Annotated in this window: 17 protein-coding genes and 1 pseudogene; 9 read left to right on the top strand and 9 right to left on the bottom strand. The window is 56.5% G+C overall.

Translation table 11 applies throughout. The annotated features are described in order from the left end of the window. Nucleotides 1-13: 13 nt before the first annotated feature. The 5 genes from ACI77D_RS24430 to ACI77D_RS24410 all read right to left on the bottom strand — a co-directional run bounded on the left by ACI77D_RS24430 (nt 14) and on the right by ACI77D_RS24410 (nt 3443). Nucleotides 14-901 carry a farnesyl diphosphate synthase gene (locus ACI77D_RS24430; protein WP_407017659.1) on the bottom strand — a complete coding sequence of 296 codons (888 nt, stop codon included), beginning with the start codon at nt 899-901 and terminating at the stop codon, nt 14-16. After that, the gene (locus ACI77D_RS24425) at nt 898-1140 is read right to left on the bottom strand and encodes an exodeoxyribonuclease VII small subunit (protein WP_003176346.1); all 243 of its coding nucleotides are present in this window, start codon (nt 1138-1140) and stop codon (nt 898-900) included. Before ACI77D_RS24425 ends, ACI77D_RS24430 begins: the two co-directional genes overlap by 4 nt. A 76-nt stretch (nt 1141-1216) precedes the next feature. Continuing rightward, on the bottom strand, nt 1217-2356 hold the full coding sequence (locus ACI77D_RS24420; RefSeq protein ID WP_407017658.1) for a Fic family protein: 1140 nt from the start codon (nt 2354-2356) through the stop codon (nt 1217-1219). Between the two features lie 126 nt (nt 2357-2482). After that, nucleotides 2483-2860: a MerR family transcriptional regulator gene (locus ACI77D_RS24415; RefSeq protein WP_407017657.1), complete on the bottom strand. Its 378-nt coding sequence runs from the start codon at nt 2858-2860 to the stop codon at nt 2483-2485. Continuing rightward, nucleotides 2799-3443 carry an NAD(P)H-dependent oxidoreductase gene (locus ACI77D_RS24410; RefSeq protein ID WP_407017656.1) on the bottom strand — a complete coding sequence of 215 codons (645 nt, stop codon included), beginning with the start codon at nt 3441-3443 and terminating at the stop codon, nt 2799-2801. Before ACI77D_RS24410 ends, ACI77D_RS24415 begins: the two co-directional genes overlap by 62 nt. A 678-nt stretch (nt 3444-4121) precedes the next feature. Here ACI77D_RS24410 and ACI77D_RS24405 point away from each other — a divergent pair. The 8 genes from ACI77D_RS24405 to ACI77D_RS24370 all read left to right on the top strand — a co-directional run bounded on the left by ACI77D_RS24405 (nt 4122) and on the right by ACI77D_RS24370 (nt 10344). Beyond that, complete coding sequence (locus tag ACI77D_RS24405; RefSeq protein WP_094470401.1) at nt 4122-4703, top strand: YjfI family protein; 582 nt, start codon at nt 4122-4124, stop codon at nt 4701-4703. Between the two features lie 17 nt (nt 4704-4720). Next, nucleotides 4721-5419 carry a PspA/IM30 family protein gene (locus tag ACI77D_RS24400; protein WP_259763390.1) on the top strand — a complete coding sequence of 233 codons (699 nt, stop codon included), beginning with the start codon at nt 4721-4723 and terminating at the stop codon, nt 5417-5419. Between the two features lie 250 nt (nt 5420-5669). Then, nucleotides 5670-6230 (top strand): rhomboid family intramembrane serine protease, encoded by a 561-nt coding sequence (locus ACI77D_RS24395; RefSeq protein ID WP_407017655.1) that lies wholly within the window; start codon nt 5670-5672, stop codon nt 6228-6230. 72 nt (nt 6231-6302) lie between these two features. Further along, nucleotides 6303-7337 carry an ion channel gene (locus ACI77D_RS24390; protein WP_064454313.1) on the top strand — a complete coding sequence of 345 codons (1035 nt, stop codon included), beginning with the start codon at nt 6303-6305 and terminating at the stop codon, nt 7335-7337. Beyond that, on the top strand, nt 7324-7998 hold the full coding sequence (locus ACI77D_RS24385; protein WP_221295729.1) for a DUF2491 family protein: 675 nt from the start codon (nt 7324-7326) through the stop codon (nt 7996-7998). Before ACI77D_RS24390 ends, ACI77D_RS24385 begins: the two co-directional genes overlap by 14 nt. 15 nt (nt 7999-8013) lie before the next feature. Continuing rightward, a complete protein-coding gene (locus tag ACI77D_RS24380; RefSeq protein ID WP_064454311.1) occupies nt 8014-8442 on the top strand; it encodes a DUF350 domain-containing protein in 429 nt (142 codons plus the stop codon). An 18-nt stretch (nt 8443-8460) separates the two neighbouring features. Beyond that, nucleotides 8461-9174 carry a DUF1190 domain-containing protein gene (locus ACI77D_RS24375; RefSeq protein WP_407017654.1) on the top strand — a complete coding sequence of 238 codons (714 nt, stop codon included), beginning with the start codon at nt 8461-8463 and terminating at the stop codon, nt 9172-9174. Between the two features lie 12 nt (nt 9175-9186). Beyond that, nucleotides 9187-10344, top strand: a complete 1158-nt coding sequence (locus tag ACI77D_RS24370) for a glutathionylspermidine synthase family protein (RefSeq protein ID WP_064454309.1) — start codon at nt 9187-9189, stop codon at nt 10342-10344. Nucleotides 10345-10529: 185 nt separating this feature from the next. Here ACI77D_RS24370 and ycaC read toward each other — a convergent pair whose 3' ends face one another. Then, nucleotides 10530-11162 (bottom strand): isochorismate family cysteine hydrolase YcaC, encoded by a 633-nt coding sequence (gene ycaC, locus ACI77D_RS24365; protein ID WP_407017653.1) that lies wholly within the window; start codon nt 11160-11162, stop codon nt 10530-10532. A 448-nt stretch (nt 11163-11610) separates the two neighbouring features. Here ycaC and ACI77D_RS24360 point away from each other — a divergent pair. Then, nucleotides 11611-11848 (top strand): annotated as a pseudogene (locus ACI77D_RS24360) (DUF6124 family protein). A gap of 363 nt (nt 11849-12211) precedes the next feature. Here ACI77D_RS24360 and ACI77D_RS24355 read toward each other — a convergent pair. From ACI77D_RS24355 to ACI77D_RS24345, 3 genes are read right to left on the bottom strand one after another with little or no spacing between them, the layout of a single operon-like run. Further along, nucleotides 12212-12478, bottom strand: coding sequence for a DUF3850 domain-containing protein (locus ACI77D_RS24355; RefSeq protein ID WP_081932425.1), 267 nt, complete (start codon nt 12476-12478; stop codon nt 12212-12214). After that, the gene (locus ACI77D_RS24350) at nt 12465-14642 is read right to left on the bottom strand and encodes a hypothetical protein (RefSeq protein WP_407017652.1); all 2178 of its coding nucleotides are present in this window, start codon (nt 14640-14642) and stop codon (nt 12465-12467) included. The genes ACI77D_RS24355 and ACI77D_RS24350 overlap by 14 nt, the downstream gene beginning before the upstream one ends. Further along, nucleotides 14635-15252, bottom strand: a complete 618-nt coding sequence (locus ACI77D_RS24345; RefSeq protein WP_407017651.1) for a deoxynucleoside kinase — start codon at nt 15250-15252, stop codon at nt 14635-14637. The genes ACI77D_RS24350 and ACI77D_RS24345 overlap by 8 nt, the downstream gene beginning before the upstream one ends. Between the last annotated feature and the right edge of the window lie 167 nt (nt 15253-15419).

The raw sequence follows: 15419 nt of genomic DNA, 5'->3' as shown, positions 1-15419 counted from the left end.
ATAGCCCGCGTTATCAGTGGCGGCGTTCGACGATATACCGCGCCAGGTCGCGCAACGGCTCGGCCGCCGCGTCGAAAGGTCGCAGGGCATCCAGGGCCTGGTCACGCAGTTCCAGGGCATACGCCTTGGCTGCTTCGAGGCCGAGCAGGGCCGGATACGTCGGTTTATCGCGTGCGGCATCCGCACCCTGGCGCTTGCCGAGGGTCGCGGTGTCACTTTCAACGTCGAGAATGTCGTCCTGCACCTGGAATGCCAGGCCGATGGCCCGCGAATAGGTCTGCAGGGCGGCCAGTTGCGCAGCGTCTGCACGGCCACTGGCCAAGGCGCCGAGGTGCACGGCAGCTTCGATCAGCGCGCCGGTCTTGTGGCGGTGCATGTGTTCAAGGGCTTTCTGGTCCAGCTTGAGGCTGACCGAACCCATGTCGATCGCTTGCCCGCCGACCATGCCGGCGGGGCCTGCGGCCACCGCAAGTGCCGTGACCATGCGCAGGCTGATCTCGGCTTTCACGCTATTCAGGTGCGGGTCCAGCAATGCGCTGAACGCCAGGCTCTGCAAGCCGTCACCGGCGAGGATCGCATAGGCTTCGTCAAAGGCTTTGTGGGTGGTCGGCTGGCCGCGACGCAAATCATCGTCGTCCATTGCCGGCAAATCGTCATGCACCAGGGAGTAGGCGTGAATCAGCTCGACCGCACACGCCGCGCCATTGGCCTGCTCGGCAGGCGCGCCGAGGGCTTCACACGCGGCATACGCCAGCAACGGGCGCACGCGCTTGCCGCCATTCATCACGCTGTAGCGCATGGCAGCATAAAGGCGGTTCATTTCCGGGCTTGGCGCAACAAACAAGGGCTCGAGCGCCGCATTCACCCGGGCTTGGCTACTGGCCTGATACGCGTCGATCATTCCGGCTGTTCCGCATCGAAAGGTTCTTCGGCCAACTCCCCGTCACGTTCCAGCAGCACCTGGACCTTCTGCTCCGCCTGCGCCAAGGCGCTCTGGCAGTCGCGGGTCAGGCCGATACCTTGCTCAAACGCCGTCAGCGAGTCCTCCAGCGACAACTCGCCGTTCTCCAGACGCTCGACCAGGGTTTGCAGGTCGGCGAGGGATTGTTCGAAATCGAGTGCAACTTTTTTGCGGGCCATGGCGGCTATTCCGGTAGACGGTAAACCGGCGCGACACTAGCAGACATGGGGATTCTGGGCAAATGAGCAGGGCGCTTCAGTCGTCTCGGCCATTGATTTGATAACGCGTACTACGGCCTCCGCCGGGCAAGCGGACCAGGCAATTTTTTTCCAGCAGATCAGCCAGATGGCGGGTTGCAGTAGCCTTGGACACCTTCGCCACGGCCTGGTACTGCGCGGCGCCGATGTCGTGTTCGAAGCCCTTTTCACCGCCGTCGAGCAGGCGGTTGAGTACCTTGATCTGTTCGGTGGACAACGAGAGGTCGCGGTGCTGCTGCCAGAACCGGGTCTTGCCCAGGACGCGTTCTATTCGCGCCATCGCCTGCTGCAGGCTGCGCAACAGGGTTTTCAAAAACCACGCCAGCCAATCAGTGATATCCAGTGTGGCCTTCTGGCTGGATTCCAGCGCGCGGTAGTAACCGGCGCGGTCCTCGAGAATGCTGGCTGACATGGCATAAAAACGGATGGCCTGATGGTCGCCCTGGGCCAATGCCAAATCAGTGATTGCGCGGGTCAGGCGACCATTGCCGTCATCGAACGGATGCAGCGTGACAAACCAGAAGTGCGCGACGCCAGCGCGGATCAGCGGGTCCAGCTCTGGCTGGTTGCGGCTGGTTTCGAACCATTCGAGAAAATCACCCAGCCCTTGCTCCAGGCCTCGGCGCGGTGGCGCCTCGAAATGGACCGTTGGCCGATCAAGTCGCCCCGACACCACCTGCATGGGCTCATCTCCCCTCAGTGCGCCGACATTGAGCGCGCGTGGGGCAACGCCAGCTTCCGGGGTGGGGAACACCCAGTGATGCCAATTCAATAAGCGCGTAAGAGTGAACGGCTGCGCGAATTGCTCGGTGGCGTCCATCATCAGTTCGGCGAGGCCTTCACTGCGTCGACTCACCTGGCCGTCCTGCATCGCCTCCAGGCCCAAGCGCCGCGCCAGAGAGGAACGCACGGAGCCGACATTCAGCTGCTCGCCCTCGATTGCCGAGGAGGTCAGAATATTTTGCAGCAACGCATCCAGCTCATTCTGCGCACTGACTGTCTGGCTGACGGAGCCAAGCATGCCCAGCAGCTTGCCTTGGGCTTGCCCGCACTCGCGCAGCAAGACCGCCAGCTGTCCGGGCTGCCAATGAAAGTGGGGCCAATCGGTGTGTTGCCAGATCCAGTACGGATGATCCATGGGGCATGCCTGGGTGCGTGAGCCGAATAAAAACGTTATTCGGCTCATTTTGTGAGCCGATTGTGCGTCCTATTCGGCTCATCGGCCACCAGACACCGAGCCAGAAGGCGTCGTCGTCCGGGAAAGTCAGTCACTGTCAGCGGTTAAATAACACTGCCCCTGCGCGTCCTTAAGCTGTGCTTCAAACGCGATCAACCCCGCCTGCATCTGCTGCAACCCGGCAATCTGCGCGGCCAGTTCGTGCTTCTTGCTGGTGATGGCCTGGTCTGCGCGCTCCCAAGGCAACGCATCAGCCTCGTGCCCGTGCAAAATCTCCTGCAACTCCTTGAGCTTGAAACCCAACTGCTGGGCGCACTTGATCAACGCCAACAGCTCGACATTTTGCGCTGAATAGACCCGATAACGTCCCTCCCGCTGCGGTGCTGGCAACAGGCCAATCGCCTCATAGTGACGAATCGCCTTGATGGTCGTGCCCGATAACTGCGCGGCTTTGCCGATGTACATGAAAATTCCCTTTTCCCATTAATCCGCCAGCCTGTGTCAGCCACTTTGCCCGTTGCGCTGGCGTAGATCCCAGCACCGGCCCGAACAGCAACGTCTTGATCGGCTGGATGCCGCAAAACGCCAGGGTTGCGCTGCGCAGCTGATGAATGCCCGGCATGCGGTAGAACCAGCGGTAATACCACGGCGGCGTGTCCAGGGTCACCAACAAGTGCGCGGTTCGGCCGAGCAGCAGCTTGTCAGGAAACAACTTGCCTTCGCGGTATTTAAAGGCAAAGCCGGGTAGGAAAATACGGTCGATAAACCCCTTCAACAACGCCGGAATACCGCCCCACCAAATCGGGAAAACGAAAGCCAGATGGGTGGCCCAGAGGATGTCGGACTGGGCGCTGAGCAAATCGGGCTCCAACGCCTGGATCTGCGTGTAGCCGTGGTGAAGAACGGGGTCGAAAGTGAGATCGCCCAGGGATAGGACGCGTACTGGGTGGCCAGCGACTTTTGCGCTGTGGATGTAGGCTTCGGCCAAGGCTGAGCAGAGGCTCGTGGTGGAAGGGTGGCCGAGGATGACCAGGATGCGTTGGTGCATGGGGTGAGGTCCTGAACGTCGAGGTGTTCAGGGTAGGGTGTGCCGTATAGGGGAGAGTCAAGGGCCGGGCTAGTGCTGCGGAGTATTTGTGCAGCAGGCTGCTGCACAAACATCCACCGGCTTGCCTCAATGCCGGTCAGTTAAGCGAACGCAATACTCAAAGCAGCAAAGATCAAATGTGGGAGTCCCCGCCACATCTTCGACGTAGCGCTGTCGCGCAGCATACTGGGGGGGGCACCTATGAGATATCTGGTTTAAACGGCTAAATTTTAACTATTTAAAATCAATAACTTATTTCATGTTTGATAAGAGAGTAGGGGCCGGCACCTGCAAAAAAGCTCGTCGTTAAAGGCAGGCTTATCCTAGAGCGCGGCAAGCGAAGTGTTGATGCGCTGTCAGTGCCGAATAACCGTTCATCAGATTGCGATGCAGTCGTGCCACCCTTGGGCAAGGGTGCGTTTGGATCGAGCGGAAACGCCGGGAAAAAATCTCACGCGTGAGCTATTGAGCAAGCCGAGATTTACCTGTAGATTTTCTCACGCGTGAGTTTTTCACAACGAGGTCAGTACCATGAAAAGCAGCTCTCCATCGAGCCCGCCAGCAGGGCCCGATACCGATTCAGCAAGCCGCAAGGGAGAGCGCTTGAAGTCGCCCGCGAAAAAGCCGTCGAGCTTTTACATGAAGCAGATGCGCGCGGGCCTGGCAGCCGCCGGTTATGTGAAACACGAGACTTGGGTGCTTCCCGAAAACCGAAGCCTGCTCAAGCAGATGGAGAAACAGCTTCGCCAGCCGATTCTGGCTGGCTCATTCATGTCGGAGAATTTCATGAGCGCAGGTACTAACTGGAATATCGATCGCCTCTTCACGGCTTTTCAGGCGTTGGACGAAGTGGTGTCCAACGACATTACGCTTTCTCTGGTTCAAGGCTCCGAGTCCAGCATCAAGCTGGAAATGAACGACTTCGGGGGCTTGCCGATTTACATCGCGGTAGTGGGCGAGCAGATCATCGTGGACACCGTGCTGGTCGACGTCGAGTCCATCAACGACGTAACCGCATTCAATGACGCGGTGCTGCGCAGCCGGGAAATGTTCCCGTTGTCTTCGATCGGTATCGAGTCCATGCCTAACGGGCAAGTTGTTTACAACATGTTCGGCGCACTGAGTTCCGACTCCAGCCTGACCAACATCGTGACCGAGGTGAAAACCCTGGTTGATAACGTGCAGCGCGCCAGCGAAGCCTTCGAACGTTTCTTCAATTAATTATTCGGGAGTATCCAATGACTCAGTCCATCTGGAGCAAATTGTTCACCGCGCTGCGTGGCGGTGCCAGCGAAGTCGGCGAATCGATCGTTGACCAACAAGCCCTGCGCATCCTCGACCAGGAAATTCGCGACGCCGACACGGCGCTGGCCAACGCCAAGCGTGAGCTGGTCAGCATCATGGCCAAGCACAAGCTGGCGGCTGATCGCGTGGGCGAGTACGACGCCAAGATCAAGGACCTGGAGTCCAAGGCGATGGCAGCTATCCAGGCCAATCGCGAAGACCTGGCCATGGAAGTCGCCGAAGCCATTTCGAGCCTGACCAACGAACGTGACGTCGAGCAAAAGCAGACCACCGAGTTCGGCGGGTATGCAGAGAGCATGCGCAAAGACATCACCAAAGCCGAAAGCCGGATCAAAAGCCTGCGCCAGCAAGTGGACATGGCCAAGGCGCGCGAAAGCGTACAAAAGGCCCAGGTCAGTGCGTCCATCGCCAGTGGCGGCGCCAACGGCAAGCTGGAAACCGCCGTCGGTACGCTGAACCGCTTGCAAGCCAAGCAGCAGCAACGCGCCGCTGAACTGCAAGCCCAGGATGAGCTGGCTGAGGCATCCACGGGCACCGACCTGGAGCGCAAGCTGCGCGAAGCCGGCATCACGCCGGACACAGGCAGTGCCAATGCGATTCTGGAACGCCTGAAGCAAAAGTCGGCTGAGTAAACAACGCCGCAGCAGGAGGGGCAGGTCAGTTAAGTGGACGAAATGCTCAAAGCAGTGAAGCTCAAATGTGGGAGCGGCGGTGCGACGATTCGACTTGCTCGCGAATGCGTCGGCCCGGCAAGCATTGATGTTGACTGACCCACCGCTTTCGCGAGCCGGTCGAGTCGTCGCACCGCTGCTCCAACAAGGGGCTTGCACTTAACTGACCGGCATTAAGGTCTGCCCTTCCTTTTTTTACGTCGAGGTCAGGATGGATACCCTGAAGGGTTTCAAGACAATCGCAGGCCTGGCCGTCTTTATGGTCGCGCTGCAACTGCTCAATGTAGCCACCGGTTACAGCCTCATGGCATTCGGCCTGGTCCCGAGAACGGTGCAGGGGCTGTTCGGCATCCTCGCCTCACCTTTTTTACACGCGTCCTTCGCGCACCTGAGCGCCAACCTGATTGCCTTTTTGGTACTGGGCACCCTGGTCATTGTCGAAGGGCTCAACCGGTTCATCGCCGTCAGCGCGATCATTATTCTGCTGGGCGGCTCGCTGGTCTGGCTGTTCGGTTTTACCGGCGTACACGTCGGTGCCAGCGGCTGGGTATTCGGGCTATGGGCCTACCTGCTGTCTCGCGCCTGGTTCCACCGGAGCTGGAGCAACCTGATCACCGCCGCTGTCGTGGCGCTGCTGTATGGCGGGCTGATCCTTGGCTTCCTGCCGCGCCAGGGGATTTCCTTCGAAGGCCATCTGTTTGGTGCACTCGCCGGGTTTATTGCGGCCAAGGTACTTCTCTCTGCGCCGCGCAGCAGGTTTAATGCCGGGTGAACGCACTTGAGCATCCAGACGCCGGGGCGCTGACGTCATCAGGAATCAAGTACCCAGGGAATCAGGGACGACATGTCGATTTTTCTTTTGTTGCGCCTTTACGCCGCCTCCCTCTTTCACCGCTTCGGCTGGGCAGGGCTGGTCATTGCCTTGGGCGTACACCTGAGCACGGCGTATCTGGGCCTGGTGTTTCTGGGCGAACACCACCTCACCGCGCCCGCCACGTTTATTTACTTCTATCTCACCACCACGCTCACTGTCGGCTATGGCGACCTCGCACCGCAGACCTCGGCGGGGCGAGTTTTTGTCGCCACCTGGGTCATGCTCGGGGGCATTGCGCTGCTGACCGCAGCCATCGGCAAAACCACCAGCAGTGTTATTGATGCATGGAGAAAAGGCATGAAGGGCAAAGGCGATTTCACCGGCAAGGTCGGCCACACCGTGCTCATCGGCTGGGAAGGCGCGACCAGCGAACGGGTCATTGAGTTGTTGCTTCAAGACGAAACCTCGAACGACAACCTGATCGTCATTTGCGATTGCACGCTGGACGAAAACCCGATGCCGGGCAAAGCGGCGTTCGTCAGAGGCGAAAGCCTGTCCTCCACCGCGTTACTGCGGCGCGCAGGTGTTCCCGGTGCCGAGCGGGTGCTGGTGCGAACCCCCTCTGATGACCTGACGCTGGCCACCGTGCTGGCGGTGAATCAATTGAGCCCTGTGGGGCATGTGGTCGCCCACTTCAATGAAAGTGAAATTGCCGCACTCGCCAGCTCCTACGCCCCCAGCCTGGAATGCACCTCAAGCATGGCCATCGAAATGTTGGTGCGCGCCTCTCAGGATCCGGGCTCGTCAGTGGTCATTAATGAGCTGCTGTGCGTGGGGCAGGGCGCCACCCAATACCTGATGAAATTGCCCGAGGCCTTTGAGGCAACGTTCGGCGACCTGTACACCCGGATGAAAGAACAGCACAACGCCACCCTTATCGGCTATCGCGCCAAAGGTGCTCAACAACCGTCAATCAACCCGCCTGGCGCCACGCGCGTTGAAGGCGGCGAACTCTTCTACATCGCCTCCACCCGCCTCAAGGAAATCTCCAATGGGATGGTTTAAACAGTTGATGGGGCTTGAGGCCCCGCAAGCGAATACAGAATCGAAATGGACCGCAGGCCAAACCCTGCCGGTTACGGGCCCGTTGGGCCTGGCGCCGGGCAAAGGCGTGATGTTCGACACGAGCCTGAAACTGCTGCTCGATGAGAAAACCACGGTGGTGATCCCCGGCTCCCAGGAGATCTGGGCCAACGGCACCGTTGACCTCGGGCAATCGACCTGGCTGTCGCGCTACTACATGAACGACGAAGATTACTGGCTGCAGGTGCACACCACCGGCGAGATCGCCGGGCAGGTCGAGTCGGTGATCCTGTTCAACTACCTGAGCGTCGTCACCCTCAGCAGTGAAGCGGAACTGCGCCGGCTGGCCGGGCCACAAAGCCTGATCGGGCTGCCGACCTACACCCACGACGGCGTTGAATACGCCCGTGTGTGGGGCAGCGAGGCTGGCCAGACAGAACTGGTGGCGATGACCGAACAGGTGATCAACCCCGAGACCGCCTACACCGTCGAGCACCGTTCGATGCTGTACGCCCGCGACACAGGCCTGACCGATCGTCGAGAGTTTTTGCTGTTTTCCGTCGAAGAAGACGCAGAAGGCACCATCAGCCTGAGCACCTCGCTGGGCATTTCGCTGTACACAACCGACCTGAATGCGCTCTAAAAAAGGAAGAAGTCCATGCTAGAAGCTCTCTCCATCTCCCTGAACAAAGCGGCCGTGTTCGGGTTTGTCACGTACATCCTGGGGGCTGCCGTCATCTTCGCGCTGTTCCAGTTCATCTACACCCGCGTCACACCGCACAAGGAGTTCGAACTGATCCGTGCGGGCAACGTGTCGGCGGCGGTCGCCCTGGGCGGTGCCATCATCGGTTTCGCCATTCCGGCCAGCAACGTGATTGCCTACTCGATCAGCATCCTCGACTTCGTCGTCTGGGCGGTGATCGCTGCCGGCGTCCAACTGTTGGCCTTTCTGCTGACCAGCCTGGTGCTCAAAGGCACGTCCGAGCGCATCAAGAATGGCGAACTCGCGGCCGGCATCTACGTGGCCGCCGTGGCCATCAGCGTCGGCATGTTGAATGCCGCGTGCATGACGCCTACCCAGAACTGATCGCGCACGGAGCTCCCGATGAAACGAAGCAAGTACGTCCAGCTGTCGCTGGCAGCGTCGGTCGCCATGGCGATATCCGGCTGTGGGCCGACGGAAAAAACCTACGATTTGCAGAAGAAGTACAACTTCCAGTCTGTTCAGCAATGCGCCGATGAAAAGCTGCCGGTCGACGTGTGCTCGGACGCCTACATGACGGCCATGGCCGAGCATCGCCGCATTGCCCCGGTGTACGACAGCCAGGCCGATTGCGATGCCGACTTTGTCGCCAACTGGTGCCAGCAGGACTCCACCGGCAAGTTCATCCCCAAGCTGGGCGGTTTCGAACTGACCGCCGCCGGCCAGGTGACCCAATCCCAGGTCGATGCGGCCAATGCGCAAGCCGGCGGTTCTCAAGCGAACAATGGCGGCTCAGGCTTCTCCACCAGCAGCCTGCTGACCGGCCTGCTGATCGGCAACATGCTCAGCAACAATCGCAACAGCTACCGCTCCGAGCCGGTGTATCGCTATCGCGATGATCGCGGCAATTACGGCAACTCGACGCTTAACCAGCGGGTCTCGAATGGGGCGACATTCGGCCGTTCCAACCAGGCCCGGTACGGCAGCAGCAATTACACCAACACGCTGCGCTCCTCCAGCAAGCCGGTGTCCGTGGCGTCCTCTACCTCCCGTGGCGGCTTCGGCAGCAAAGCCAGCGCCCGCAGCGGCTGGGGCGGCGGCGGGTCGAGCAGCTAAGGAAACCGGGCCATGAAAAAAATCCAATGCGCAGAACGTCATGACTGGAAACAGACTGCCGACAGCCTCGGCTTTCTGTTCCACACCATTGACGGCGAACCCTACTGGGACGAGCGCGCGTACTACCAATTCACGCTCCAGCAAATCGAGCGCGACCTCGAAGACCCGACTACCGAGATCCATGACATGTGCATGGATCTCGTGGCCCGCGTGGTTCAGAGCGAAGAGCTGCTGGAACGCCTGAGCATTCCCGCGCCCTTCTTTGACATGATTCGAACCTCATGGCTCGAAGGCCACCCGCACCTGTACGGGCGCATGGACTTCTCCTACAACGGCAGCGGGCCCGCCAAGCTCCTCGAACTCAACTACGACACGCCGACCAGCCTCTATGAGGCCGCGGCGTTTCAATGGGGCTGGCTGGAACAATGCATCGAACGCGGCCTGCTGCCCAAGCATGCCGACCAGTTCAACAGCATCGACACCAAACTGCACCAGGCCTTCGCCCAATTGCAGGTCAACCAGCCGTTCTACTTCGCCTCGATGAAAGACTCGGTCGAAGACAAAGGCACCACCGACTACCTGCGCCTCGTCGCGGAAAAGGTCGGCATCGAATCACGCCACATCGACATCGAAGACATCGGCCTGACCAGCGACGGCCGTTTCGTCGACCTCGAAGATCGCTGGATTCCCCACCTGTTCAAACTGCACGCCTGGGAATTCATCTTCCACGAGCCCTTCGGCACCGCGATTGCCCAGTGCGATACGCAGTTTTTCGAGCCCGCCTGGAAAGCCATCCTCTCCAACAAAGGCATCCTGCCGCTGCTGTGGGAATTCAACCAAGGCCACCCCAACCTGCTCGCGTCCCACCTGGATACCGATCCCGGCAAAGCCGTGCCAAAAGGCTGGGTGCGCAAGCCGTTCTTCTCCCGCGAAGGCGCCAATATCGAACTGCAAACCGCCGACGGCCTGATCGTAAAAGAAGACGGCCCCTACACGGATGCGCCGTTTATCCTCCAGGAGTTTGCACCGCTGCCGCGCTTTGGCGACAGCTACACGCTGATTGGGTCGTGGGTGATTGGCGATCAGGCCGCCGGCATTGGCGTGCGCGAAGACAATAGCTTGATCACCAAGGACTCAAGTCGGTTCTTGCCGCACCTGATCCTCGACTGAGTAAGGGCAAACAGCGCCTCTGTGGTGAGCGGGTCTGCTCCAATACTCAAAGCAGCGAAGATCAAATGTGGGAGCGGGCTTGCTCGCGAAGACGGTGTGTCAGTCACCTAATATATGACTGATTCACCGCCATCACGGGCAAGCCCACTCCCACAGTTTTTTGCCGGCCACACAGCCCCTCAACCTCAGCCCTGACGCGCCGTCACCGCCGCATACCCATTCATCAAATTCCGATAGTTAGGAATCCGCTGAGACAACAAATTCCCCAACCCTTCCATGTCATTGCGCCAGTCACCCTGCAACTCACACGCCACCGAAAACCAATTCATCAACTGCGCCCCCGCCTGCGTCATCCGGCTCCACACCGCCTGCTGCACCGTGGTATTGAACGTGCCCGACGCATCCGTCACCACAAACACCTCAAACCCCTCCGCCAGTGCCGACAACGTCGGGAACGCCACACACACATCCGTCACCACACCCGCAATGATGATCTGCTTACGCCCAGTCGCCTTGACCGCCTTAACGAAATCCTCGTTATCCCACGCATTAATCTGACCAGGACGAGCGATATACGGCGCCTCCGGAAACATCTCCTTCAACTCCGGCACCAACGGGCCATTAGGGCCTTGCTCGAAACTGGTGGTGAGAATGGTGGGCAGGTTGAAGAACTTCGCCAGGTCCGCCAGGGCCAGCACGTTGTTCTTGAACTCGTTGGGGGAGAAGTCCTGCACCAGCGAGATCAGACCGGTTTGGTGGTCGACCAGCAGAACTACGGCGTCGTCTTTGTTCAAGCGGTTGAGGGATGGAGTGCTCATGGTTGAAATCCTTTTTGTTTAGGTTGGTTTGGCGTTGCGTTCAACATGGGCACAGATTAATGGGTGGGGAGCGGGGGATAAATCGGGTGGGAGGGGTAAGACTGTCAACTCAGGGATGACAATGTTGGGAGGGCCAGCAGTACCGGTCCCTTTCATTTGCAGGACGTTTCCTAGAGAATCCCAGCGGCTTGCGCCAGCAAAATCCCGCGACTAGGCTGCGGACCGTCACTGCATTTTCAGTGATCGGGTTTAGTCGCCCGGATTCGATTGGCGCATAAGCAATTCATGAGTCAGGCACCCCTTCGCCTGCATCTTATGGTGGCTGTGCGCAGGGCACCTCCGGGTGCGCCGGGTTCCCAATCGACCGGTCGACTAACCTGCGTACGGCTGCCGCCTTTCGTTTAGTCGCGGGTAGTGGCAGCTCCAAATTATCGATTGGAGCTTTGCTATGGATAACGTTGTTTCGAATTCGCTGACGTCGGCTGCGACTGAGCCATTTACAGTTAATGAACAGCTGAGCTTCGAGGATGCCTGGGTGCGGGTGGCTGAGTTGCTGCAGTGTGCGGTGGCTACGTCGCAAGTGCTTGGTGAACCGCTGGGGGGCGCCGCATAGGGCTGTGATGCATTTGGTGGAGATGGCGAAGCTGGTTGCGGATCGGGCTGTGGAGTGTTTGCAGCCGAGGTAGTGTGCCTTGAGAGATGGGTATCTCGATGGGTGACCCGCTTTTGCTTATTCCAATTGTCCAACAGCTGTTTGGACAATTGGTTTGTAATTCTCACGGGCAATAAAAAGCCGGCTTGTGGGCGGCGTTATTTTAGGCATTTGCCCTTATTTTACTGGGTTTCTGCGGTTTCAATCATTCTGTCCCCCCATTTATCCCCCCATTGAGTTTGCGCGTAAGGGGTTTCTGGGGGGCACGAACATGTACTGACCTTATCCATGGCTTCCTGTCTGGCCCCGTCGATGCCAAGAAGCTTATGCCTTGATGCTACCGTAATTTCCCATCGTATCCATGCCCGAAGGTATTAGCGGTAGCAAATATTTGTGGTCAGATCAGTCTTACGCTGAAAATGCAAAATTCGTGATGCAAAGCTTCGTCAGAAACAGCACAAGGCTCCTCAATTGAAGTCATTGAAGTAATCTCGACTATGCAATTGCGGCCTGTATACTTTTTAGCTTTGGGGTCGTACTCGAGGAGGTTGACGTAGTCCCCAACTTGATAGTTACGATCGTTTCGGCGTAGTTCATGCGTTCGAAGTCCAGTGGACAGCTGCTCAAAAAATTTAGGCCAGCTTTTTAGTTCATGAGTGCTCAACGTTGTTTTCCTCTAGTGCAGGAGAAAAGTCTGAATAATCAAAATTCAGGTTCAACGATTCGTTAATTTGTGGTGGTGATATTTCGGTTACGAGCTCCAAAGTGTCTCTTGCTTCCTGAGGTAGGCTATCTATAGGTTTTGACTGTTTGTTCGTGCCGGAGATTGCAATGTTTCTAATTCTGTCGAAAGGCTTTTTATTTGCTCTGGTCAGCGCGTTAAGTAATTCTGTGGCCATGCGCACAATACCGCCGAGCTCTTCATTTGTTATAAAGAAGTTTTCGGCTTCGCTATCAATGTATATAACTCCGGTCACGGAAGGTGCATAGGGTGGTGAGCCTGCTGGCTCTAGTAACGGAATTGCTAATACGAACTTCACGCTGCTAGACATTTTTCTAGAGGCTTCATTGAGTTGTAGCGAGTCCATGGCTTCGCTTAATTGGGCGGGTGCTATTTTTGATACTGATCTAACGATTTTATGGCAGCGATATGCAATTCCAATCGTCCCGTTGTTTGCTGGAAAGGTGCGCGCTGCTGCGGTCTTCTTACCTCTGGCCGTATCTGTTCCCTGATAGTCGCAAGCTTGCTGCAGCAGCTCTTCATCCCCGAAAGATATTGCGCGGTGTAGTGTTACTCTTAATCGACCAGGCTCTGTATGACGTGAGCAAATAAGTCCGGCAAGTGTAGCGCAGAAAGCAGTTGCCATTAGCTCCGTCGGTCCAGGTAAATATTCTTTTCGCCAGTGTCCACGTTTATGATCTTCAATCAAGAAGCTGTCTTGGCTTTTTCCCCGAAAATCGAAGTAGCCTCCCGGCCAGCGAGCACGATCAGGCTGAGAGAACGGATCTGGTTTAGCATCTCCCCGTCTAGTTTTTATTGCTTTATAAAGATGGTCAGATAAAATCGCGCTAAGTTGATCGTCGCGGTACGTGCCATGACGCCGTACGATATTTCTCTTATGGATCGCATGTTGCTTTATTAACTTTTCTTCGTCTAGGGTCGATGGCACGAAACCACCGCATTTATAAAGAAAAAATATTAGAATTTTATTTTGAAAAGAGATTCTAGAGGTTGGTGGGTCGAGGAGTTGAGATAGGTTTCTTACTTGCAGATGTAGGATTACATCCGTATCTCTTCTTAGGCGTCTCGAAAGCTGTTTGATTACGTCTTCAAACTCTGCATTAGAGTCCTTGTTGCGTTCTAGAGCTTCAAAGTCAGCGAATAGACCTTTCCGGTGCTCATCATCTGTATATTTAGTGTGCAAATTCTGAATTAGAGTAAATAGGGTTTTTTTGTCGTTGAAAAGCTCTTCAAGAATACGATCTTGTCGGTATTGCGAAATGCGGAGGCGTAGCACGTCAATCATAGCTCCGTCCCCTTGGCCGGAAACTAAGAATGTGCGGCGGGGTTGATCTAGGCTCGGCTGTCCTATGGTTTCATTTCGCCAATAAGAAAGTGCACCGTCCCGTTCGACACCAAACCCTATCGCAAGAATGACTAGATCAAAAATATCGGATCGGCCAACATTACTCTGAGAGCTGTCCTGCTTAGTAGTACCGTCAATGGCCGTTCTTTTTTCACCAACCCACTCAAGTTTCACCCGAGGTGTGCCATCACCGCATTCGTGAATTTGCAGATGTCGTGTGTTGCAATACAGAGTGGGATCGGTATCGGAACCGCAAAGAGTTTTTTTCCATTCGGAAAGTACCTGAACCACTACGTCAGAAGCTCGAGCCGCTGTCCAATTTAAAACAGGTAACATCGCTACGCTTGCCTGGCTCCCTTCTCGAGGCCAATCATAAATGCGAGGGTGTAACCAGCGCGAGTCACTTCCCTGTTGGAGAGGGAGAAGTGTATCTCTTTGTTCGAAGATTGTAATATCTGCAGTTGACCCTTTGGATATTAATCCTGCAGCTACTGATAAACCCGCAAAACCAGCTCCGACAATTGCGATTTTACACTGAGGAACCATTGTGTCGCTTGGCTCCTTTGGTGTTGTCGGGACAAGCCCTGACTCTACAGCTGCCCAAGCAAGGTTAAGCGCGCGTGTTTGCTGGCTGAATACAGTCACACCCGTATCAAAAGTTCCAACTAAGTAGAGAGCTGTGCCGTCCACTTTATATGCCTTAAGCGTCTCCGCTGCGGGGGTTCTGGCGTAGTCATTCATTATCATTCTTCCCGCGTTTTTCAAGCCATGCACAAATTTCAGAAAGCGAGACGTCATCTGTAACTTCCATGATTTGATCCGATGAGAGTGTGCGGGCAAATTCATCTAGCTGTTCGGCGGCTGATTTCACGTAATCTAAAAAACTTCGTTCTGCAACTCGTCCTCGCAACCCTAAACGTCTCGCAATTAAGTCAACTGGTTGTTTTAGATAAAGGTAGCCTAAAGGTGAAGGCAGTCTTTGCTGGATAGAGTTATAAACGGCATCGTATGCGGGAAACTCTTGATCCAGTCGCATTGACGCCCAGACTCTATCGGATCTAAATGACCAATCGCAAAAGTGAATTCCTTCGGAATTGATGCTCGCCACCAAATGTGCGTGCTGCATTAGAAAAGAAAGATCGTAAGCAAGGTAGCCAAGAATCTGATTTTGGCGTTCAGCCCCCCAGAAAGGGTTTTGTTCGTGTTGTTCGGCGAGTAGTGGCTGAGGCTCCTCAGATTCTGCGATAAGCTTTTTAGCGAGCGTTGTCTTGCCGGAGCCGAACACGCCGAGGATTTCAATCCTCCGCCCCGTTAAAAGCTCGGGCGTCGCTTGGGGGGCTAGAGTAACCATGAATAATCCTTGGTGATTTTAACTTTTCTACTGTATGAGCGTGGATAGTCTGGGTACAAATGGCTAGCATCGCAAAAAGCTCGGTAGTCGACGCCAGACGCGTGCTGCGAGATGATAAGGCATGGTCCATCGCTTTACAGTAATCATCACGAACTGCCTATAAAGCC

Origin of the sequence: Pseudomonas sp. O39 (assembly GCF_045447295.1) — a bacterium.
GTDB classification, from domain to species: Bacteria; Pseudomonadota; Gammaproteobacteria; order Pseudomonadales; family Pseudomonadaceae; genus Aquipseudomonas; species Aquipseudomonas antarctica_A.
Note: the sequence above shows the minus strand (reverse complement) of the source record. Positions and strands in the feature narration are given on the sequence as shown.

What these genes read in the sequence shown, in the direction of transcription:
- ACI77D_RS24430 (WP_407017659.1), bottom strand. Translation starts at nt 901, where the DNA reads ATGATCGACGCGTATCAGGCCAGTAGCCAAGCCCGGGTGAATGCGGCG.
- ACI77D_RS24425 (WP_003176346.1), bottom strand. Translation starts at nt 1,140, where the DNA reads ATGGCCCGCAAAAAAGTTGCACTCGATTTCGAACAATCCCTCGCCGAC.
- ACI77D_RS24420 (WP_407017658.1), bottom strand. Translation starts at nt 2,356, where the DNA reads ATGGATCATCCGTACTGGATCTGGCAACACACCGATTGGCCCCACTTT.
- ACI77D_RS24415 (WP_407017657.1), bottom strand. Translation starts at nt 2,860, where the DNA reads ATGTACATCGGCAAAGCCGCGCAGTTATCGGGCACGACCATCAAGGCG.
- ACI77D_RS24410 (WP_407017656.1), bottom strand. Translation starts at nt 3,443, where the DNA reads ATGCACCAACGCATCCTGGTCATCCTCGGCCACCCTTCCACCACGAGC.
- ACI77D_RS24405 (WP_094470401.1), top strand. Translation starts at nt 4,122, where the DNA reads ATGAAGCAGATGCGCGCGGGCCTGGCAGCCGCCGGTTATGTGAAACAC.
- ACI77D_RS24400 (WP_259763390.1), top strand. Translation starts at nt 4,721, where the DNA reads ATGACTCAGTCCATCTGGAGCAAATTGTTCACCGCGCTGCGTGGCGGT.
- ACI77D_RS24395 (WP_407017655.1), top strand. Translation starts at nt 5,670, where the DNA reads ATGGATACCCTGAAGGGTTTCAAGACAATCGCAGGCCTGGCCGTCTTT.
- ACI77D_RS24390 (WP_064454313.1), top strand. Translation starts at nt 6,303, where the DNA reads ATGTCGATTTTTCTTTTGTTGCGCCTTTACGCCGCCTCCCTCTTTCAC.
- ACI77D_RS24385 (WP_221295729.1), top strand. Translation starts at nt 7,324, where the DNA reads ATGGGATGGTTTAAACAGTTGATGGGGCTTGAGGCCCCGCAAGCGAAT.
- ACI77D_RS24380 (WP_064454311.1), top strand. Translation starts at nt 8,014, where the DNA reads ATGCTAGAAGCTCTCTCCATCTCCCTGAACAAAGCGGCCGTGTTCGGG.
- ACI77D_RS24375 (WP_407017654.1), top strand. Translation starts at nt 8,461, where the DNA reads ATGAAACGAAGCAAGTACGTCCAGCTGTCGCTGGCAGCGTCGGTCGCC.
- ACI77D_RS24370 (WP_064454309.1), top strand. Translation starts at nt 9,187, where the DNA reads ATGAAAAAAATCCAATGCGCAGAACGTCATGACTGGAAACAGACTGCC.
- ycaC (WP_407017653.1), bottom strand. Translation starts at nt 11,162, where the DNA reads ATGAGCACTCCATCCCTCAACCGCTTGAACAAAGACGACGCCGTAGTT.
- ACI77D_RS24350 (WP_407017652.1), bottom strand. Translation starts at nt 14,642, where the DNA reads ATGAATGACTACGCCAGAACCCCCGCAGCGGAGACGCTTAAGGCATAT.
- ACI77D_RS24345 (WP_407017651.1), bottom strand. Translation starts at nt 15,252, where the DNA reads ATGGTTACTCTAGCCCCCCAAGCGACGCCCGAGCTTTTAACGGGGCGG.